Annotated in this window: 20 protein-coding genes and 1 tRNA gene; 5 read left to right on the plus strand and 16 right to left on the minus strand. The window is 40.0% G+C overall.

Annotated elements, in window-relative coordinates; translation table 11 throughout:
* Nucleotides 1-33: 33 nt before the first annotated feature.
* The 3 genes from BUB28_RS09215 (at nt 34) to BUB28_RS09225 (ending at nt 5,037) form a co-directional block, all read left to right on the plus strand.
* Nucleotides 34-1,464 carry a lipopolysaccharide biosynthesis protein gene (locus tag BUB28_RS09215; protein ID WP_072950825.1) on the plus strand — a complete coding sequence of 477 codons (1,431 nt, stop codon included), beginning with the start codon at nt 34-36 and terminating at the stop codon, nt 1,462-1,464.
* 283 nt (nt 1,465-1,747) lie between these two features.
* Complete coding sequence (locus tag BUB28_RS09220; protein ID WP_072950827.1) at nt 1,748-4,801, plus strand: carbohydrate-binding domain-containing protein; 3,054 nt, start codon at nt 1,748-1,750, stop codon at nt 4,799-4,801.
* Nucleotides 4,802-4,961: 160 nt separating this feature from the next.
* Nucleotides 4,962-5,037, plus strand: a tRNA-Trp gene (locus tag BUB28_RS09225).
* An 840-nt stretch (nt 5,038-5,877) separates the two neighbouring features.
* Here the strand turns inward: BUB28_RS09225 and BUB28_RS09230 are convergent.
* The 4 genes from BUB28_RS09230 to BUB28_RS09245 form a co-directional block, all read right to left on the minus strand.
* Nucleotides 5,878-6,804 carry a substrate-binding domain-containing protein gene (locus BUB28_RS09230; RefSeq protein ID WP_072950829.1) on the minus strand — a complete coding sequence of 309 codons (927 nt, stop codon included), beginning with the start codon at nt 6,802-6,804 and terminating at the stop codon, nt 5,878-5,880.
* Nucleotides 6,805-6,933: 129 nt separating this feature from the next.
* Complete coding sequence (locus BUB28_RS09235; protein WP_242939975.1) at nt 6,934-7,638, minus strand: recombinase family protein; 705 nt, start codon at nt 7,636-7,638, stop codon at nt 6,934-6,936.
* Between the two features lie 561 nt (nt 7,639-8,199).
* Nucleotides 8,200-8,913 (minus strand): tyrosine-type recombinase/integrase, encoded by a 714-nt coding sequence (locus BUB28_RS09240; RefSeq protein ID WP_072950832.1) that lies wholly within the window; start codon nt 8,911-8,913, stop codon nt 8,200-8,202.
* Nucleotides 8,879-9,640 carry a hypothetical protein gene (locus tag BUB28_RS09245; protein ID WP_072950834.1) on the minus strand — a complete coding sequence of 254 codons (762 nt, stop codon included), beginning with the start codon at nt 9,638-9,640 and terminating at the stop codon, nt 8,879-8,881. Before BUB28_RS09245 ends, BUB28_RS09240 begins: the two co-directional genes overlap by 35 nt.
* Nucleotides 9,641-9,824: 184 nt before the next feature.
* On the opposite strand from BUB28_RS09245, the gene BUB28_RS09250 reads away from it, so the two are divergent.
* The gene (locus tag BUB28_RS09250) at nt 9,825-10,811 is read left to right on the plus strand and encodes a PspC-like choline-binding domain-containing protein (protein ID WP_072950842.1); all 987 of its coding nucleotides are present in this window, start codon (nt 9,825-9,827) and stop codon (nt 10,809-10,811) included.
* A 137-nt stretch (nt 10,812-10,948) separates the two neighbouring features.
* On the opposite strand, the gene BUB28_RS09255 is transcribed toward BUB28_RS09250, so the two are convergent.
* The gene (locus tag BUB28_RS09255) at nt 10,949-11,917 is read right to left on the minus strand and encodes a DUF3991 domain-containing protein (protein WP_072950843.1); all 969 of its coding nucleotides are present in this window, start codon (nt 11,915-11,917) and stop codon (nt 10,949-10,951) included.
* 128 nt (nt 11,918-12,045) lie between these two features.
* On the opposite strand from BUB28_RS09255, the gene BUB28_RS09260 reads away from it, so the two are divergent.
* Nucleotides 12,046-12,585 (plus strand): hypothetical protein, encoded by a 540-nt coding sequence (locus tag BUB28_RS09260; protein ID WP_072950845.1) that lies wholly within the window; start codon nt 12,046-12,048, stop codon nt 12,583-12,585.
* A gap of 295 nt (nt 12,586-12,880) precedes the next feature.
* Here BUB28_RS09260 and BUB28_RS09265 read toward each other — a convergent pair whose 3' ends face one another.
* From BUB28_RS09265 to bioB, 11 genes are all read right to left on the minus strand, one after another.
* A complete protein-coding gene (locus BUB28_RS09265) occupies nt 12,881-14,173 on the minus strand; it encodes an amidoligase family protein (RefSeq protein ID WP_242939976.1) in 1,293 nt (430 codons plus the stop codon).
* Nucleotides 14,174-14,228: 55 nt separating this feature from the next.
* Nucleotides 14,229-14,513, minus strand: coding sequence for a DUF960 domain-containing protein (locus tag BUB28_RS09270; protein ID WP_072950846.1), 285 nt, complete (start codon nt 14,511-14,513; stop codon nt 14,229-14,231).
* A gap of 522 nt (nt 14,514-15,035) precedes the next feature.
* Nucleotides 15,036-15,377, minus strand: a complete 342-nt coding sequence (locus tag BUB28_RS17650) for a DUF1998 domain-containing protein (RefSeq protein ID WP_081373468.1) — start codon at nt 15,375-15,377, stop codon at nt 15,036-15,038.
* A gap of 213 nt (nt 15,378-15,590) precedes the next feature.
* Nucleotides 15,591-15,749 (minus strand): hypothetical protein, encoded by a 159-nt coding sequence (locus BUB28_RS17265; RefSeq protein ID WP_207647098.1) that lies wholly within the window; start codon nt 15,747-15,749, stop codon nt 15,591-15,593.
* Nucleotides 15,746-16,588 carry a hypothetical protein gene (locus tag BUB28_RS09285; protein ID WP_072950849.1) on the minus strand — a complete coding sequence of 281 codons (843 nt, stop codon included), beginning with the start codon at nt 16,586-16,588 and terminating at the stop codon, nt 15,746-15,748. Before BUB28_RS09285 ends, BUB28_RS17265 begins: the two co-directional genes overlap by 4 nt.
* On the minus strand, nt 16,585-16,806 hold the full coding sequence (locus tag BUB28_RS09290) for a hypothetical protein (RefSeq protein ID WP_072950851.1): 222 nt from the start codon (nt 16,804-16,806) through the stop codon (nt 16,585-16,587). Before BUB28_RS09290 ends, BUB28_RS09285 begins: the two co-directional genes overlap by 4 nt.
* Nucleotides 16,807-16,975: 169 nt before the next feature.
* Nucleotides 16,976-17,968 carry an alpha/beta fold hydrolase gene (locus tag BUB28_RS09295; RefSeq protein ID WP_072950853.1) on the minus strand — a complete coding sequence of 331 codons (993 nt, stop codon included), beginning with the start codon at nt 17,966-17,968 and terminating at the stop codon, nt 16,976-16,978.
* Entirely contained in the window at nt 17,958-18,485 is a 528-nt protein-coding gene (locus BUB28_RS09300; protein WP_072950854.1) for a helix-turn-helix domain-containing protein, read from the minus strand. Before BUB28_RS09300 ends, BUB28_RS09295 begins: the two co-directional genes overlap by 11 nt.
* A gap of 185 nt (nt 18,486-18,670) precedes the next feature.
* The gene (gene bioA / locus BUB28_RS09305) at nt 18,671-19,870 is read right to left on the minus strand and encodes an adenosylmethionine--8-amino-7-oxononanoate transaminase (RefSeq protein ID WP_072950856.1); all 1,200 of its coding nucleotides are present in this window, start codon (nt 19,868-19,870) and stop codon (nt 18,671-18,673) included.
* On the minus strand, nt 19,867-20,565 hold the full coding sequence (bioD, locus tag BUB28_RS09310) for a dethiobiotin synthase (protein WP_072950858.1): 699 nt from the start codon (nt 20,563-20,565) through the stop codon (nt 19,867-19,869). Before bioD ends, bioA begins: the two co-directional genes overlap by 4 nt.
* Nucleotides 20,558-21,526 carry a biotin synthase BioB gene (bioB, locus tag BUB28_RS09315; RefSeq protein WP_347497327.1) on the minus strand — a complete coding sequence of 323 codons (969 nt, stop codon included), beginning with the start codon at nt 21,524-21,526 and terminating at the stop codon, nt 20,558-20,560. Before bioB ends, bioD begins: the two co-directional genes overlap by 8 nt.
* Between the last annotated feature and the right edge of the window lie 4 nt (nt 21,527-21,530).

Genomic DNA, 21,530 nt, shown 5'->3' on the forward strand with positions numbered 1-21,530 from the left:
AAATGGTAGTATTGATTTTCGGAGGAATCGACAATGAACAAATATAAAAAGCTTGCCGTCAACACGGTGATCTTCGCTGTGGGCAGTTTTGGCGCAAAAATCTTCTCGCTGCTGCTCAATAATCTTTACACCAAACACATAAGCCCGTCTGACTTGTATACGAAATCACTTCTTGAGATACTTGTAGTATTTCTTCTGCCTGTGTTCACGTTCTCACTTACAGAAGCCATAGTCCGATATGGTCTTGATAATGACTACGATAAAAAACAAGTCTTTACCACGGCAGGAATAATAATGTTCGGCGGACTCGTCATAATGCTGCCTGTTGTCCCGCTGCTGCATATGATACCTATACTGAAGCCGATAACGGGATACGCCGTTCTGCTGTATCTGCTCGTCTTTGCATCAGCGCTCAGAACTCTGTGTTCTCAGTTCGTAAGAGCGCGAGGACAGGTCACTCTGTTTGCTATCGAAGGTATATTCGTAACCATAGCCCTTTTCATATTCAATATATTGTTTATATCAAAGCTCGGAATGGGTGTACGAGGTTTTGTAATATCTATAATCCTTTCGGATCTGTGCTCGACTATATTCCTGCTTATAACCGCAAAGCTGCACAAATACGCAGATATTCACAGCTTCAGCAAAAGCCTCGGAAAAAGTATGCTCAAGTTTACTATCCCACTTATACCAACGACCGTAATGTGGACATTCACCGGCTTTTCAGATCAGATATTCATCGGAAATATGCACAGTGACAAGGTCTTTCTCGGCGAGGGAGCGGCAGGTATTTATTCCGCTGCCACCAAGATACCCAATATCGTTACAATGCTTTCCACTATCTTCTTCCAGGCATGGAATATGTCGGCAATAACCGAAAACGATTCGGCAGACCGCAATGAATTCTATTCAAAGGTGTATTCGGCTTACGAAGCTATCCTTTTCATTGGCTCGGCTGGGCTGATACTCTTTATAAAGCCTGTATCAGCTATACTCATAAACTACAGCACCTTCCCCGAATACAAGATCGCATTTCTGTTCACTCCCCTTCTCATCGCGGCTTCCGCTTTTACCTGTCTGAATCTTTTCCTTTCGGGTATATATACGGCTACAAAGCACACTAAAAATGCTTTCTATACAATAATAGCTGTCGTTGTAGTTAATATCGTCCTCAATCTCATACTTATCCCTATATGGGGAATTCAGGGCGCAGCATTTGCTACCTTCCTGAGCTATCTGCTGTGCTACTGTATAAGAATGATAGATGCAAGACGCTATGTTCCTTTCAGCTTCTCAATGCCAAGGACTGTACTTAATACAGCTATACTTCTGCTTATGTGCATACCTGTTATATTCAGCTTCAAGGGCTGCATATTTTATGAGGCAGCATTTACCGCTTTCATAACAGTACTTAATTTCCGACCAATGCTTACAACAATAAAAAAGATCACGAACAGACATTGATCTCAGCCCCGTTTTTACGGGGCTTTATTTTTGATAATATTATAACGTTATGAGATTAAAGTAATATAATTTAAGTGAAATATATCATAAGTATACATATATTCTATAAAAGTTTTATTAATTGATATACACAAAATAAGTCAAAACAAAATTATTTTGTTCGTTTTACGGCAAAAATGCTGTTTTTTAAGGTTGATTTAAGACTATTTTAAGATATATTCATTATTATGTAATCATCTATTAACAATATCTCTCAAAAAAGATATTTAGGAGGATGGTACTGATGAAAAAGAAAACCATGCTTGCAGGCTTAATGTCTGCTTGTATACTTAGCTCAGCAGCTGTAGCTGTAACCGCGGCTTCAGCAGCAGATATTGTTTACGGTGACGCAAACGGTGACGGAACTGTCGATATGTCCGACGCTGTACTTGTAATGCAGTCCCTTGCAAATCCAAGTAAGTACGGAGTAACAGGCAGCTCCGAAGGTCATCTCACTCAGGAAGGCGCTGACAGAGCCGATGTATTTGAAAGAGGCTCTGGTCTTACTTCAAGCGATGCTCTTTCAATACAGCGTTATCTGCTCAACGCTATCACAGCACTTCCCGAGTCCTATAAGGACATGGGCGGTCAGACTACCGCTGTAGTTACTACAACTGCTGTAACTACCACAACAGAAACTGTTGTTACCGTTCCTAAGGAGGACGTAAATACAAAGATCCACCTTAACGGAAACTCTATTACTGTTGACGGCAAATACGCTACAGCAAACGGCTCAAAGGTAACTATATCACATTCGGGTACATTCACTATCGACGGTACTCTCAACGATGGTCAGATCTACGTTGAAGTTCCGGATGACAAGGCTGACCCCGATACCGTAAAGCTTGTTCTCAGCGGTGCAAAGATCACAGGCAAGAGCGCTCCTGCTATTCTTATAAAGAATGCAGACAAGACCTCTATCACTATTGCCGACGGTACAGAGAATACCATTTCCGATACCGAAACTGCTTACGCAGGCGATTTCCTTGAAAGTGCTGTAATCGAGGCTAAGGACGATCTCACTATCAAGGGCGGCGATGCAGGTACAGGCGTTCTCACTATAACAGCTAATGTTCAGCCTGCTATCGTATGTAACAACGATATCAAGATCACAGGCGGTACACTCAATATCGACGCTCTCAACATGAACGACGGAAACGATGCTGTAAAGGGCAAGACCTCACTGGTCGTAAAGGGCGGCGCTCTCAACATCAACGCTGAAGGCGACGGTCTCAAGTCCTCAAAGGGCAATGTTGATATCGAGGGCGGTACAGTAGTTATAAAGAGCGGCAAGGACGCTATCCAGGCTGAAACAGATATCAATATCTCAGGCGGTGATATCAGTGCCTGCGGCGATAAGAGCCTTACAAGCACTGGTGCTATAAACCTTACAGGCGGTACTATCGTTGCTACTGCTACAGACTGCCAGATAGAGAACCTTACTTCTACTGCTCAGTCAGCTATGCTCCTTGACTTCGCAAAGGAATGGTCAAAGAACAATCCTATAGCTGTTACAGATTCTTCAAATAAGATCATTATCGAAACAAATACTGTAAAGAAGTATAGGTTCGCTCTCGTTTCTTCTCCAGACCTTGCAGATGGTACCAGCTATAAGGTATTCGCAGGCGGTATAAAGCAGAAGCACAGCTCAGGAAATACCTTCAAGGCAGGAAAGCCTGCTTCATTCAAGGACGTAAACAATGATATGGAAAATGACGAGCAGCTCTATGGTCAGCTCTTCGATCAGACTTCAGTTCATAAAGTAGAAGTTAAGATGTCAGAAAATGACTGGAACAACTTTATGAAGGTTGCTCAGCAGGAAGAATGGGCTCCTTGTGATGTTATTATCGACGGCGAAGAGATCAAGAACGTTGGTATCAGAACAAAGGGCAACAGCTCAAGAATGATGGTTCAGAACGGCAAGTACAGCTTCCGCTTCAAGCTGGATAAATACGAGAAGCTCAATAACTATCACGGTCTTACAGAGTTCTGCGTTAACAACTTCTACTCAGACCCTTCATGTATGAGAGATATCATCTGCTACAACGCTATGTATGAGATAGACGGCGTTGCTCCTCTTGCAGGCTATTCAGATATGTACCTCAACGGAAAGCTTTACAGCTTCTATATGATCGCTGAACAGCCGGGTACTACACTTGCAGAGCGTTATGCTATTGACGATGATACAAACCTCTATAAGGCTACTGAGAGAAGCAATCAGGCAGGCGGCGGCGGTTTCGGCGGCTTCGGCGGCGGAGACAGCTACAGCACATTTACCGAGAAAATGCCTGTTAACAACCTTGACCTTAAATTCGGCAAGGACGAACAGCTCGCTCACCTTGAAGAACTCAAATCTGCTATAAACAAGTTAAATTCTTCAAACTATAAGTTCATCGAGGATATAATGGACGTTCCAAGCTTCCTCAAGGGCTTTGCTGTAAATGCTGTAATGTGTAACTACGACAGCTACAACGGTTCACTTGCACATAACTACTACCTTATCTATACAGGCGGCAAACACTATTTCGTAGGTTGGGACTACAACCTCTGCTTAGGTAACTTCATGGGCGGTACAGACTCCGTAAACTCTGATATCACAACAAGCCTCTATCAGGCAACTGTTGATAACAGACCTTTTGCTAAGCTTCTCCAGGTTCCTGAATACTACGATATGTATGTGGGCTATGTAAAGGATATCCTTAACTACTACAGTGATCCTGAAGCATATGTTTCAAAATATGCTGACATGATCCGTCCTCACGTTCAGGCTGATCCCCTTTCAGCATTTACTGTTGACCAGTTCAACGCAAATACAACTAAGAGCGCTAATGGTATTCAGGTAAATACAAATACACAGCAGGGCAATAATCAGTGGAACCAGCAGCAGGGTAACAACCAGTGGAACCAGCAGCAGGGCAACAATCAGTGGAACCAGCAGCAGGGCAACAACCAGTGGAACCAGCAGCAGGACAACAACCAGTGGAACCAGCAGCAGGGCAACAACCAGTGGAACCAGCAGCAGGGCAACTGGGGCTTCCAGTTCAACTCCGATGAGCCAGACACCGATACAGTAACCACAGAAGAAAGCTGGGCATTTGAAGGCGGCTTCGGCGGCTTCGGTGGCGGCGGCTTCGGCGGCGGCGGCTTCGGCGGCGGCGGCTTCGGCGGCGGCGGCTTTGGCGGCGGCGGATTCGGCGGCTTCGGCGGCGGTGGCGGCGGAATGTTCAATAACAACACTTCCGTTATTGACTTCCTCATCGCTCGTTTCCAGATAATCCGTTCAGCATTAAAGTTCTGATGATAATTGATTCACCCCCTCAGAACGAGGGGGTGAATCATCATTATTATATGAATTGCAGCAAGCATAAAGTTAAAAAATAAATTTTTTATAAAACTGTTGACATTTTATTCATTTTCTGATATAATTATTATGTTGCAGTAAACAAGCAATAAAATTTAGGGGTATAGCTCAGTTGGTAGAGCAGCGGTCTCCAAAACCGCGTGCCGAGGGTTCAAGTCCTTCTGCCCCTGCCAGAACGATTATATGATAACTTGTCAGAGGACACTGTATGTACTCTGACAAATTTTCATATATAAAAAAATTAGATTTGTCGCTATGCTTGTTTGTTAGCTGTCGAATGGCGTTTACGCTATGTCTCACAAGAGGAAGAATTTGCGGCTTCCAATTGTTATCTCACATCACGACATTCGCTGTTACTCAAACCTCATGGCTCATGATACCTTAATATATGATATTAATGGGTTACTGCCTTTTCTTTTTTTCAGATTGGTCAAACATTCAGACCAAAATACAAACAACGATTTCTGAGAATTATTTTAGCATAGCTAAACAGGCTCATGTCTTGGCACATTCTCCCGATTGTTCTCATTCGACTAATCTCGCAACAGATCTCGGTAATGCATAACAATAAAGATAGGTCTTAGTAAACTCGCTTCAAATCGTATTCAATTGTCAAGTTCCTTTTCGGTTTGGGAATTTGCAATGCAATAAAAAGCCTACTACAAGGCAAAAAGACAAGCCCTTCAGACACCGCAACGTAACTGAAAGGCTTGACAAGGTCTATTATAAGTGCTATAATATAATGTAAAATCATTACACCGCACGTAAATAGCATTCTCACTAAGTCATTCAGATGTTGACGTCATCTGTATGATTACGAGGCGTAGTCGGTTTGGCGACCGTCTATGCCTTGTGGGGGTGCTTTTTATTAGCTAATAGCATTATATCACATTTATATATCCCATGTCAACCCCTTTCGCCAAAAAAATTTAATTTATTTTTTCTTAGCAATTTTTGACCGAATATAGCAATAACCGCCTTACTTTTTTGTAAGGCGGTTATCTTTATGGAAGTTATTTCATGGTATCTGTAATTTCTTTTACATCAAACGAATACCCTTTCTGCTCGTATGCAGCGAGAATTTTATTAAAGTATTCACCATAATTTGTTTCGTCTATTGTTTCTTCTACCACTCTTCCATTTTCATCTAATAAGTACTCTGAATTTGGATTAGTGCATTGTGCTACCTTTCCTTTTTCAAAACGAACCTCAAACGAATTTATTTCATATTCAGTTTCTTCAGAAAAGTTTTTTTGAGATTTTGATATTACAAAGAACTGTTTTGATGGTATTTTTTGCAGCAATTCTTTCTCATACCCACTGGACGTTAATCCAGTTTCTCCATTATCATAGCACTTGAAATCACTCAAAAAAACTTCTTCTTTGGGAAGTAAAGCGTATACTCCTAAAATGTTTTCCTTGCTTTCTTCTGAACATATAGTACTGTATATATGTTCCTTAATAGTCTTTACATTCTCATCTGTAAGTTGATCTTCTCTTAATAGATTTGTCAGAATATCACCAGTACTATATTCATACATCTTGGAATCAGTCTCAAACTTGTATCCCATTTCCTCGAGATCAGCTTCATACTTAGAATAATCCGCTTTAACTTCAATGATTATTTTTTCGGTATCTGCGACCTTAATTGTGCAATCATAACTGATTTTTTGATTATAATCAGACTCCGATGTATTATAAAAGAAGCTTAGGTCTGTTGGATAAACTCCCGAAAAACTACCATCTATTTTATCAAAAGCGTCCACCATTGTATACTTATTAGCTACATCAGGAAGTATTTCCTTTTCTGTTGTGTGCTGAGTTTCAACCTTAGAGTTTGATTTTTCTCTGTTCTTCGATTTATTCTCAGAATTATCTCCGCAAGCGCAAAGATTAAGTGTTGCTGCTAATGCTACTATTGATATAAATACTCTTTTCATGATGTACCTCCTTGTTTTCTTTAGAATATCATATAATTTAATCATTGTCAATCGGCATATTAGAGAAAAGAAACTGCTATAAATCAACTTATTTAGTATAAGCGTAAAATTGTGCTATTATAGCACAATTTATTCTTTGAGCAGCTCCTCCTTTATCTCTCGTTTGTACTTATAATATGTGTTTCGGCTTAAATTAGCCAGTTTTATGCACTCAATATCATTCAGAGTGCCACCGAAAGTTTTACAATGCTTTCTTATAAGCTCCTTCGCAGGAGCTTCTTTTTTTACAAGCAACTTACTGCCTTTTACGCAGCCAATCTGTTTGCCATTCAGACGAGCTGTTTCTATTCCCTCTTTTGTTCGCTGCCGAATATCTATTACCTCTTTTTCAGACTGCTCAAATGCAAGCTCTATTTGTTTTGCTGCAAGAAGCTTCAAGACCTTGTTTGTGGCTTCAATATAAACATCTGCTATATCGTTGCCTACAAGCTCTATGCCGCCGCTGAGAGCTTGCTTATAATTAATGGTATTGACATACGGCTCTTTAAGAAACACAAGCTCTACGCCTTTGTCAAGCAGCTCCATGTACTGTTCTATACCCTCACTTGCATTACGGCTCATTCTGGACACACTATCAAACACAATAGTATCTCCCTTTTGAACCTTTTTAATAAGCTTCTGCCATTCCTGACGGCTTAACACTATTCCTGTATAGACTTCCTTATAGATTTTTGCATTTGGAAAAGAAGCAAGGATATTTCTTTCTTGTCGTTCTATATTCTGTGTTGGCTTTGATATACGGCAATATCCGAATACCACTATTATCATCTCCATTCGTATCAAATCTAACGAGCGTTTCTTTTTACACTCAATATTATAGCCCAAAACACAGTAAAAGTCAATATCTTTTAATACATTTTTGCTCAACATTAGTTTGGGTACAGAAATTGTGCTATTATACTGTTTAATGAACTTCCGATGAATCCCACTGAGTTGCATATTACTGCCATAGAAAGAATAGCTGCAATACTTTTTCTAGTTTTAATATTCATAATAATTCTCCTTACAATTTTTCAATAATTTTTAATTTGTGGTACCACCTGATATATTTCGGACTAACGTTATATTATATTATTTTCTGAATATAATCAATGCTTTTCAGGTAAGATGTATATTTAGACAAGTAAGTTGCAAAAAAAACAGGTAAGTTGCATTTTATATTCGCAATTTGCCTGTTTTCTCTTTCTCTCAGAATTCTATTAAAACACTTAAAAGAACATAACTAATTCCTTTTAAATATGCTGTCATTCTTGATAATGTTTAGAATATACGTTAAATTTACTTTTCACCATCAAAAAAAACTTATACTATTTAAACAGATGGCATTTTGTGCTATTATAGCACATTTTCTAAAACGTCAACAGCAACTATACGCTGCTCTTGAATAAGGTGAATATACGTATCATATGTTATTCCAACATCTGAATGTCCGAGCAGTTCACTGACGATCTTAACATCCACGCCTTTGGCGAATAGCCTACTAGCAAATGTGTGACGAAGAGTATGTATTCCTGTCTCTTTAATATTGCAACCTCGGAGAATACTACGAAACATCCTGTCTATGTTTCTAGGGGTAACTCTGTTTCCATTTGAAGTTGCAAAAACATACGGTGTTTTACCATTTATCCCTTTTAAGCTTATAAGCGCACGTATGGCAGTGGAATTAAGTGGAACGACACGACTGCCATTCTTTGTTTTTGTCGATTTCTGCTTTATATACTGATAAGCCTTTCCATTGTCTGATCTTGACTTGACATATACCATGTTTTTTCGGACTTTCAGCGTTTTCTTCTTAAAATTAATATCCGACCATTCCAGAGCAAGAGCCTCTCCTATACGCAAACCTGTGTTGACAATAAAAATTGCTATTTCACCAAGACGATAAATTCTTCTGCCGTTCTTATAGCAGCGTACCGATTCTTTTACAATTTTATCTACTTCATCATCTGTAAAGCATTGTACATCACTATTTTCGCGCTGCAAGTTTTTAGGTATAATAACACTCTCAGCAACATTATACGGCAACTGTCGGTTTACTCTCAACTGCATTGCTGACTATATCCTGTGGCTCTGGACGTTCTCCCTCTTTGAAGATAACGAAAGGCATATATTTCTCTATCGTTTCTTCCATAGAAAGGCTATCCTTGCTGATATTTACTGACGTAGTAATATCAGCTGCGTTCAGAAGCTTACTGTACTGCTCTGCAACTGACAGTTCGTTCCAGTCAGCAATAAACTTTTCACGAGCCTGAGCTGCCTGTTCGTTTATACGCTCCAAATCCTCGGCAGACAGGGATTTGTCACGAATTGTTACAACGCCCTCTGGTGTTATATGTGCCACTATCGGATAATCATTTGTCTCTGGATCGGTTCTGGACGTATCATAAGCAGTAACGCCATAACCAAGCACTCCGAAATGAATAGGACTTTCTTCCTTTACAACCGAGCTTCCCTTAGAAAGAATAACAAATCCCTTATTATTCATTTCTTCCTGCCAACCGTCATAAGCAAGGACTTCCGCAGTACCTACAAGAACTCCGCCGAAGTCAGGAGAATCCAGAGCTTTGAGCATAATGCTCTTATCGCTGATATTCTCAACTTCTCTGCGTGCTCCCTCATAGATGATAACATCACCTATGCTGAGATCGCTTACCTTTGGCGCAGCTGCTGCAACATGACGTTCAAGTATATCATCGTCAACGGATATAAGAGTATCGAAGTCAAGATCTGAAAGACCATTTTCAACCATATCTTCGATACTATCGAAGTTTTCCACGTTGATGATCTCGCCGTCAAACTCATCTTAGTCATACATGACTATGATGCTATTTATAATTCTATCTTTTCGCTTAAATTAGTGGTTATCCCAATTTTTTGATTATTGACTTTAATAATTAAATAATGTAAAATATAATTGAATGTTAATACCAGCATTCAAAATAATTAAAAGGAGTCTTACTATGAAAAAAGCGAAAATACTCAACGCAATCCTATCGTTAGCAATTTTTTCAACACCTGTACTTTGGAACACATCAAACGATTTCTTAAAAAAACAAAGTAATCACTTAATTGCCTATGGAGCCTATGATGAGAATGTCCGCGGAAAGTGGATACAGGATGAAAATACAGGCAAATGGTGGTATAAACATGACGATAGTTCATACACAAAAAACAGCTGGGAAAAGATCGATAATTACTGGTATCACTTTGATATATATGGTTGGATGGAAACAGGCTGGCATATGATAAGTGGCAATTGGTACTATTTTAATCCAAATGGAACTATGCATACTGGTTGGAAAGAGATTAACAGCAAATGGTACTATCTGAATACCAATGGATCGATGCAGGTAGGTTGGAAAAAAATTGATGGTAAATGGTACTTTTTCAATCCAAGCGGAATGATGCATACTGGTTGGAAAGAAATTAACAGCAAATGGTACTATCTGAATTCCAAAGGCATTATGCAAACAGGCTGGCAGACAATACAGGATAAAAAGTACTATTTTAATGCAGATGGTTCACTTCATATTGGCTGGCTAGAATATAACGGCAAAATGTACTATTTATTCGATAATACCGGAGTTATGGTAACAGGGTGTGCACCTACAAGAAATAATTTAGAAGGATGGTGTAATTTTGATTCTGATGGAGTGTGTATCGAAAATGATGCAGGTGCTCTTTTAGTAGATAGCGACATAGAACTATATTCCTCTTACAAAACAGAATCGGTTATAGGAACAATTAAAAAAGGAGAAATAGTTTGCTCGACTCAATATGTAGTAGATGATGCTACTGGCTTAAAGTGGTATAGAATAAATTACGAAGGAAAACTAAATGGATATATTATTGATACAAGTGATATTATTCAGGTTGAATTATTAAAAAGAAATTCTGACCCTCGTATTGCAGAAATAAATGATACATTAAAGAAAAAATATGGTTAATATATCATTTTTCAATGATAAGGTAATATCAGTGTTCTCTTTCGAAGTTATTATGGATGCTTTATATACATAATGGGAATTCAATTAAAGCAGTATAGTCTTACACTATACTGCTTTTATGTCATTTTATTCCTTTATCATTTTATACCTTCATTGTTGTGTTTTATTACAGTTGCAGCGTTTATGTATTCTTTCAGCTCATCGTTCATATCCTTATTTTTTAGCATATGATCTACGACCTTATAGCCCTTTTCCTCATACTTAGGCTTATATTTTGCAACAGCTTCTCTTCCTGCCTTGTCGTTATCGAGTACGAAGTGTATCTCTTTGACCTCTGGATGTGATGATAAGTAATGCTCCAGAGCTACATCTGACGTTCCTGCAAGGCTTATTCGTGAATGAGCTATCCATGCGTCTTCTTTTCCTGTTATCATGTTCGCCATTGTAGCATGGCTTAACAGGTCTATCGGAGCTTCAAATACATACAGCTTACCGCTGCTGCCTTTACCTTCCATAGAAAAGGCGTATCGTTTGTCGCTGCCGTCACAGTCTCCACGGTACTGGACTTTTGTATTTGTTCCTCTGACACAGGCGAATGCAGCCTTTTTGTCCTCATTATAGCCTACAAAGACTACATTGTTATGATAGTCTTGGAAGATCTTCTTGTCAGCTATCATCTTGGATATTATCTGAGGATCAATAAACCGTGTTTTGTTCAGATATGCAAAAGCCCTTGAATACTTACCCTCACATTTCTTAGGCAGCACAAGGTCTTTCGTTTCATGTATATGATTATCAGCCTTTGGCGGCGGTGCAACATAAGCTGTACCACTTCCTGTAAGTTCAAGTATAGCTTCTTGGAAGCTCATTCCCATATTCTTCTGGAGAAAAGAAATAGCGTCACCACCGTGTTCACCATTGCTCCAACGCTTCCAACCTTTTCGGTCATCGAATATACTTATACTTGACATATCCCCGGGGAAAGGTTTGGCAATTCTCAGTTTATAGCTTGTTCCACGATGATTGAATTCATATCCTTTGCTTTCAAGGTAACTCACAAGGTCAACCTCATGAGCTGCCTGTTTTTGTTCGTCTGTGATACGCATTTTATACCTCCTATGAAATTTGCACTATTAATTCTCGAATATCTTGACAATTAATGTTTGTTTATATATAATATTACACATAAGGTTATAAAAACAACCTTAAATATTACAAAAAGGACTTGAAACAAATGAAAAAAGTAATCAAAACAATCTCAGCAATCACAATGGCATTCACAATTCTTGGAACAGGAAAAATACTATCTAAGACCATCTCACCAAACACAATTGATAGCTATATAATAACTACTTATGCTGCCGTTGATAAGAATTATACTGGCTGGAAACTAGAGAAAAATTTTGTTAACAACGAAATGGAATGGCATTATTACAAAAAAGGTAACCTGCAAAGAGACAAATGGATAGATGATAAATATTATGTAAATGGCAAGGGAGCACTGGTTACTGGTTTTCTTAATATTAATGGGGATAATTATTATTGTGGTAAAAAAACCAGTGGTGGTGCTAAATGGTGCAATGCGTGGGTAGAATCTGGTGGCGAATGGTATTATTATGGCAAAGATGGCAAAAGGTTAGAAAATACATGGTTAAATTATAAAGGCTATAAATATTATTTAGGAGAAGGAGGAAGAATGTATAAAGACTGTACAGCAGCCATAGGTTTACATAGGTATTATTTTAACTCAATTGGAGTTGCTACAGTTATATAAGCTCTTGACATATTATATCAGGTTACATTATCCGTGAGAGATGTAGAAGGGTAGACCGAGAATAAGACGTTTTCGGCTACCCTTAATCTCTTATAAATATCACTCCCGAAATGTGCTATAATAGCACATTTTATACTCGGGGTACTTGACGTTTGAATATTAATGCTTTATAATATGAGAGTACATTATTTAACCGTGATGTATAAAAGGATAGTCCGAGTAAGCGTGTTTTTCGGGCTATCTTTTTTTATCTCTCATAAATATCACTCCCGAATTGTGCTATAATAGCACAATTTTATTTTATCTTAAGGAGTTTTCTCTTAGACGGCTTGCCAGACTTTGCAATATTATAGTTCTCTATAATATGCTTATATACTGCTATATTGCCCTCGACAGGAGCCGTCCAGTCAGGGCTGTCCAAGAGTCTGTATGTATTAATGCCAGATTTGCGAAATGCTTTGCTGTACTTCAAAAACTTGCTCTGTGTTACCCTCGGAAAAAGAAATGTAATAGACCTTATGTATGTATCATCATTATACTTGATATAATTAAGTACCTTTGCAATGTCCCACTCTGCAGCAGAACTAAGCATACCTTCATCAGTGAGACTGATAGCGAGGTTACAGATAGCATCAACCAGCTCCAACGCTGCGATAAACGTGTTATACTTGAGCGTACCTCTGAACAGGCGAAACTCTATAGTTGCATAATTCATGAGGTTCACAGCTGCATATCTGCCATTGTTTCCTTTTTTAGCTTTATCCAGTATCTCACGACCTGTTTTTTCAAAGCCATATCTGGCGGCCCAACGGTTCATACTGTACTCAGTTCGACGGCTGAATCTGAGAAGTTCGTTCCAGTGATGTTCAACAAAATATAGAATACGAGCTATCACTACATCCTGCTCCTCACGGTCTTCGCCAAAGCAGTTGCGATTAACGTGTATATGCAGACCACATGTTGAAGTTTGATGTGAGTGGTATCCTAGGTATATAGCCTTCTTCATGATATCATCCCAGCAATAGTTCTTGTGATATTCAAGACTCATCGGGTGCGTTACAAGCTCCATACCGTCGTCTAGGGATCCGTCTCCTTTGATGTAGATGTGTTCGCTGCTGCCGTCAGAATTGGCTATTCTAAGCAATTCATCAGCATTATCACTGTCTTTGCCCGCTCCATCAATCTCCAGCTCAACGCCGAAATATCGCTCAGAATTACCATAGAAAATCGGTTCGGGCTTGTAGCCGTAGTCGTGGATACTACGCGATTTATCGACTTCATCGTGGTAGCACTCACTGCAATAGTCGTACCCGTCAAGATGGTAGGCGTCATCTTCGTGGAGCAGGGTATCGCAGCAGGAGCAACGGGTATAATGATTCTCGTAACAGTGATGGCATAAAGACGTATATTCATCCCCATAGCTATCATTTGTCCAGATAACTGCACCGCAGCGGTCACATGTTGTAGTATGCCGTTCATAACAGTCTGTGCAGACTACCTCGCCGTTAACTTCTTCATAGTCTTCATCCTCGCCAATAAGTGCTCCACAGTGAGAGCAGTATAATGCATTATTTTTGTTATCTTCCATTGTAAAAACCTCCGTAAATAGAAAGAACCAGCCCCCGAAGGGGCTGGCATTCATTTTAGTATTCTTCTGCAAGTAGCATTGTGCTGTGGTCGCCGTCGTCGATTATATACAGCTTTTCAGTAATCGATGCACCTGACGGTATCATGTACACCTTGCGATATTCTGGCTCTTCCGAGCTGTGAACGATAGACTGCATAGAACCCGATGGACTTAGCTCAAACACCTGTAAGTAGTCCTTCGGAGCAGGCATATGCTCTACGCATTCCCATAGAAATAACTGCAGTTCCAATGGAATAGTGCTGTCTACACCACAGGTAAGATATCGGCTGTTGTCGAACATTTCTCGTTCCTCCTTTCTCTGAAAATGAATAAGATAGTGGTGATAATAATTACTATCACTGAAATAATATATATTTCATTTTCAAGAAAAATCGGGAAATACAATATATGGAAGAAAATATAAAAGCTTTTATTAAGATAATAATTATTATCTTAATAATTATATATATTTCAAAAATCAAAATAATAGGCATTTGAAATAATCAAAGATATTCCGGTATATAATTAGCCTTAATACTTTATTTGTATAGCACTTTGATACAGCGATTATCGAAGATTTGGTAGGCTCAGGTAGTTCTTCAATAAAGGTATCATTATAGGAGCTATCAAATATAGACGACATTCCCCAAAATAATGATAAGAAAAGAAAATATAACATATGATGTTATTTCTCTCCGTTATCATAATATCTATTATAAATACATCCTCTCTCAAATATAAAATTCATTATATCATATTATATTTGAAGCAAAAAGAATGACCGTCATGAGACGGCCATAATATCATATTATTAAAAACCTGATTAGTCATGTTCCAGTATTTCTGATAAATAACGTTTCGCAAGCCCTCTGTTAAGTCTGTCGTGAACACGCTGATTTTCATAATTACAAAGGCAGCTGTAACAAGCTCCGTTGCCTTCTTCACCGCCGCAGTTACACTCATCAACGACCTTATATGCCTCTTTCAGTACAGCTAAAAGTTCATTATCACCGCCATTGGTGATGCGTGAAACATGACCAGCTCCACCCGGTACCGTATCATATAGAACGAATACAGTGTGCAGTTTATCGCCGATTCGGGAATAATACAGACATCCGGAAATATCCTTTCGTTCGATAGAATAATAAGAACTAACCCCCTCCAGAAGAGCATAAAGTACAGATAGTGCCTAATCTGATTGGAATGGCTTAGAAATACTTATTATGGCTACGTCAGTTTTAAGTTCATGACCAAGATACACTTTGTCAAACAGTTTATTTGTACAAACCCTTCCCTCAGATGATCTATGCTGTTCTTTTTTATATTGAGAGAGTTCGTTCAAACCACCGTTATTTCTAACTGTAAATCCGCAGCTTTTTCACATATGAAAAGGGGTTCTATTCATTATCAGCAACTCATCATCTTTGGTTTTAGTAACTGTTACAGTTATCTCTCCGATTTTGAATTCTTCCGTATCACCGCTGCTGTTGCCAATATAGTGAACATCTCCGCGATAAGTACGGTCAGGCTTTTTCATCGTTGCTTTTTTGAGCGTAACTCTGAGACAAAGCCATATTGCGGAACGATATAGTTTCCCATCAACTCAACGTCACTGCCGCATATCTTGCATTGATATTGAAGATCGGTACGGCTTAATGCCGTATTTACACAGCCACATTCGGGATTAGTACAAATCGCAAAAGATTTCTCAATAAGCGCATGATTCTTCTTCGGAGGCATTTTTATATATCGGCTTTTGTATAGTTTTCCATCTGCAATTACCTCTGAATCAGGAGCATACTCAGCTATTGCAATTGCCAGATTACGAGAAAGTCTTAGCTTCGAAGTATTCTGAAAGCTATAACTTGCCGGACTTGTGAACAATTCTACGCTGTCCACAGGAAAACCATATTTAGGAAGTATACTCTTCCTTGATAAAAAGCTGAGTATATCTGTATCTTTTATAGTGTTGATCGCATTCTGAACATTTGCAGCCATTCGAAGTTCCTGAGGAGTACCGCTTTTCTTCAGTTCATCTGAATACTTTTCAAGTTGATCTATATCATTGATCGTCTGCACATAGGCATCATATAGATTTCCATTTTCAGAAGACAGTTCATTGAGCCATTTATCTATTTTCGAATGGAGTTCAGCTGGAATAGATTCATAGAGTATATGCATAAGACTATCCTGTCTTTCGTTAATGAATTTTCTGAATTCGCCGTAATACTCCGACAGAACAAATCCCTCTACTGATGAAAAACTATCCGGATAAAGCCTAAAAAATTCAGCAAGACAGCAAGCATTCATATGACGCTGTACGATTTTTTCATTTGTTATCTTAAAACTTGGCGGCAGAATATGTCCCTTTATCATTTTTTCCGGATAACGATAGAAATTAAGATCATGTGAACAGCTTCACGTTCTGCCTTGTCGTTATCAAGAACGAAACGTATCTCTTCGCCCTCTGAATGTGATTTGAAGTAATGCTCCGGATCTGCATCTGACGTTCCTGCAAGACATATTTGTGAATGAGCTGTCCATGCGTCCTCTTTGCCTATTATACTATTTGCAATAGTCGCACTTCTCAACATATCTATCGGTGCTTCAAATAAATACAGCTTACCACTGCTCCCCTAACCTTCCACAGAAAAGATATAACGTTTGCCGCTGCAATCGCGATCTCCCCTATGCCGAACTTTTGTATTTGTTTCACTGAAACAGGCAAATCCAGCCTTTTTTCCTCGTTATACCCGAAAAAGGCTACATTGTTATGTTTATAAATTCGGTAATTTCTTTCAGAAATACCCTAGGCTGATCGTAGAAGCATAGATGTGTTGCTTTCGGTATCACAGCAATCTTCTTAAAAGGCGCTGAAATATCATCGAAACATCGCTCTAAAAGCTGATTCGGACATACAAAATCCTCATCACCACTGACAAACAGAACAGGCATATCAAAATGCAGATTCTTTCTGAAATCATGGTTCATGAGTGTATGATAAGTTCCTGTAAACAGTTTGGGATCTGACCGCAGCATGGACATCTTTTCGGAAAGATTCAAAAATGGCGAGGTCAATAGATCTTTTAAAGGAAACGGTCTTCCGTCCTTTGCGATATATTTCGCACCGAGCATAGAAAAGCCTTGTAATGATCTCAGAAATGTAGCATTCATTTCAGGTGGTTGCGGTATATTGTCAAGAAAGCGCTGTATTTTATTTATGTCCGAAGCAGAGTCCTTTGCCGCATCTTTCAGCCATTCACAGGAATATTGTAGTCCGTCAATGTAGTGGATATGCTGACCGATTCCGATGTAGTGAGATACACGATCGCCGTGTGTTTTGGCATACTCAGCACCGATCAGGCTGCCCCAGGAAAAACCAGCCAGAATGATCTTTTCAAAATCATATATCGTGTGAAGATAGTCGATCACTGCATCAATATCTGCCATATAGTCAGAAATGCTGCCGGTCTGTGCAATGGCTGCTGCATTGTTTTTATTTGCAAGATAGGTTTTACAGGTGTTTCGCTGATCCCAATTTACAACCGTAAAGTTCTTTTCCCATTCGGATTGCATAATGTGACACAGTCCTGCCATTGAACCGCCAGGACCTCCGTGAAGAAACAGCAGCAGAGGTGCACTTTTATTTTCGCCTCTGACTTGAATATACTGCATGATACCGTTGATTTCAACTGTATCATACAAACAGATCCCTCTTTCAGAATAGCAGTGCAGGATATCTTTTTTACGGCTCATTTGATTCTCCTCCTGTTGGTAATGACATCAGATATAGGTTTCGTGTTTTTGCATCTTCCGTAATTTTTTTATTCTGGTATCTGTCAACAACAGCATACAGTTCATTGACCATATCAGAAAAGTCGTTGTCAGAAAGAGCAATTGCATAGTTTAATATAAAGAGCTTGTCTCTGTCAACATCAGCGTCAGCACGTTTAAAGTATTCGCTGCAAAGATTGAATATTCTGATAAAGGTCGCCGTCATTATCTTCATATCGTCAGAACTGTTTTTACTTGAAGTTATGTATATGTTTTTGATTGCGTATGTGTTTTCGTTCTGTCCGCGGACCTTATGTGTTTCAACAACCTCTATCAATTCTGCCGCAGTCAATTTCTCGATCCTGCGGTATATAGTTGCCCTCGGAATATCGGGCGTGGCAGTAAGTATTTCAGATACAGTCATTTTTTTGTTTTTTCGTATCAGTTGAATGATCCTGTTTGATATCGGATCAGTTAGGATTTTTATGATCTTTTCCATATGCCCTCCACTAATATCATTTAATGAGATTAGTATAGCATACGAAAATAAAAAAGTCAAGTAGCCAGCGATAAATGTTTTCAGATTTGTATTTTTGAATACGTACAGCGAACAAATTGACATGACGGCTGCATCGGATCAATATATGGACTTCGTTTGATAACAGCCGTCAGAGTCACGAATAATTACGCAAACCATGCTTTCATGGTATCAAGTATCTGAATAAGCTCTGATTCGCTTATAACATAAGGTACCATAGCATACATATATTTCAGGAAAGTTCTGCTGAACACTCCGTGTTCGTATGCGAACTTCTTAAATCCGTCAAGCACCTTACCGTCATATACCTCTATGCAGACGCAGCCGCCCATGATACGCACTTCTTTTATGCGAGGATCGGTAAATCCCGACATTTCACGGCGTGTGATCTCCTCTATACGATGTATTTTTGAAATGTAATCCTCACGCTCAAACAGCTCAATGGATTTGAGAGCTGCACAGCAGGCAAGAGCATTGCCCATGAATGTCGGTCCGTGCATGAACGCATGAGTTGCATCGTCGCTCAGAAATCCCTCCCATACTCTGCGGTTGGCTACTGTAACAGCATGACCGATGTATCCACCAGTCAGAGCCTTGCCGAGTACAATTATGTCCGGCAGCACAAGATCAGCCACAAAGCGGTTGCCTGTACGTCCGAAGCCTGTTGCGACTTCATCAAATATCAGCAATACGTCATATTGGTCACATAGCTGCCTTGCTCTTTCAAGAAAGCTGACATCGTACATACGCATTCCGCCTGCTCCTTGCAGCAGAGGTTCAACGATAAAACAGGTCAGGCGTTCGCCGTATTCCGAAAATGCTTTTTCAAGTGACGGAATTTCAGTAGGGATATGAACAACACCGCGTTTTTTCTCGCTGTTCACGCCGAACGCAAAATGATAATCCTCATCATCACCGACCTCCATAGCCTTAAAGGTATCTCCGTGATATGCGTGTTCGAGAGAAAGTATCATATCCCGTTCAGAGCCGCGATTTGTGTTGAATTGCAGAGCCATTTTCAACGCCACTTCAACTGCTACACTGCCTGAATCGGAGAAAAAGCAGTAATCAAGATCACCGGGCAGCCATTGTGCCAGCTTGTCAGAAAGCTTCTGAACAGGTTCATGCGTCATTCCGCCGAGCATAACGTGAGCAAACTTTTCAAGCTGACCGCTTATAGCGGCATTTATCTCAGGGTGATTGTAGCCGTGAATAACGCTCCACCACGAAGATACAGAGTCTATCAGGTCGTGGCCGTCCTCCGTATAGAGATGTACGCCCTGCGCACGGGCTATTTTTATGGGAGCATCAAGTGTTTTCATCTGCGCGTATGGATACCAGATCATATTCCCCCTCCCCTGCTGCAAATCCGTTTAAGCTCCTCTGCTGAAATGTCTATATCAGTATCGTTCTCACTGACGCAGGCAATAACAGGCAGTCCCGTGAGCTTTTCACACATAAGCTTATTATCTTCTTCCATTATGCTGCCCTTATGGAAGTTGTTAAGTATCAGTCCGCGGATAACCAGACCGTGAGACTTCATGTATTCACAGGTCAGCACAACGCTGTTTATCGTCCCAAGCCCTGCATCTGCAACTATAATTGTCGGAAGTCCGAGAGATTTGATAATATCCTCCAGCATTATCGTTTTGCTGTCAAAACGAATGGGACATACGATACCGCCGCTCCCCTCACAGATGACGTATTCATATTCACGGCAGAGTCTTTCATAACACGCCCTGACTTTTTCAAGCTCCACGGGATCACCCTCTATTTTTGAGGCAAGGTGAGGCGATACAGCCGTTTCGTAAATATATGGACACATGGTATCGAGCGGCTGAGATATACCCGATATTGTCTTTACATAGGCAGCATCACCGGGTATGAGACTGCCGTTTTCATCACGTTCGTTTCCGCTGACAGCCGCCTTGAAATATGCAGTACCGCAGCCTGCTTCATGAAGCTTTTTGATCAGCAGAGCTGTCACATAGGTCTTTCCTATATCCGTACCCGTTCCTGTAACGAATATCCCGTTATGCATTGTTATCCCTCCCCGTAGAATAGCCGATATTATTCAGCATAGCAATATCCTCGCGGATACGGTTGCCTGATGTTGTTAGCATATCGCCCGTGATAGCTGAATTTGCTCCCGAAAGGAAAGCGTGTTCACCGCAGTTTGTCATGAGGTTACGGCCTGCGGCAAGACGTATATCAGCTTCGGGAACAATAAAGCGGAATATCGCAACTGTGCGGAGTATATCAGGCTCGGTGATGCGGTCTATGTTTTCAAGTGGCGTACCTTTAATGGGTATCAGTGCATTTATCGGTATCGAACTTACACCAAGCTCACTGAGCGTTAGTGCCATGTCGATACGATCCAGCCAGCTTTCACCCATACCTATGATACCGCCTGAACATATTTCAAGTCCTGCCGCCTTAGCTCTGCGTATACATTCGAGCTTGTCCTCGAATGTGTGAGTTGTGCAGATGTTTTTGAAATTCGCTCTCGAAGTCTCGATATTAGCATGATACCTTGTAACTCCTGCACGGTGCAGCATTGAAAACTGTTCTTCTTCAAGCAAACCGAATGAAGCGCACAAGCCCACTTTATGTTCACATGATAGTGTGCGGTAGGTATCGAGGGCTTTTTCAAATTCGTCACCGCTAAGTCTGCGCCCTGCGGTAACGATTGCAAAGCGGTTTACGCCCTGTTCCTCATTATGCTGACATTCAGCCGCGATTTTCTGCTTGTCAAGAAAACTGTATTCCTCGATACCCGTGCAATGATGTGCAGACTGCGCACAGAACTTGCAGTCCTCGGAGCATCGACCGCTTCTTCCGTTGATGATACTGCAAAGATCGGCTCTGCTGCCGCTGAAATGTATTCGCAGCTTATCGGCACATTCTGTAAGTTCATCTAATTCACTTTTCAGCAGAAAACTCAGATCATCATTTTTCGTAAGCCTTTTTCCGTTGATTATCTGTTCAGTAATATCCTTAATATCC

Origin of the sequence: Ruminococcus flavefaciens, assembly GCF_900143025.1 — a bacterium.
Taxonomy (GTDB): domain Bacteria; phylum Bacillota; class Clostridia; order Oscillospirales; family Ruminococcaceae; genus Ruminococcus; species Ruminococcus flavefaciens_I.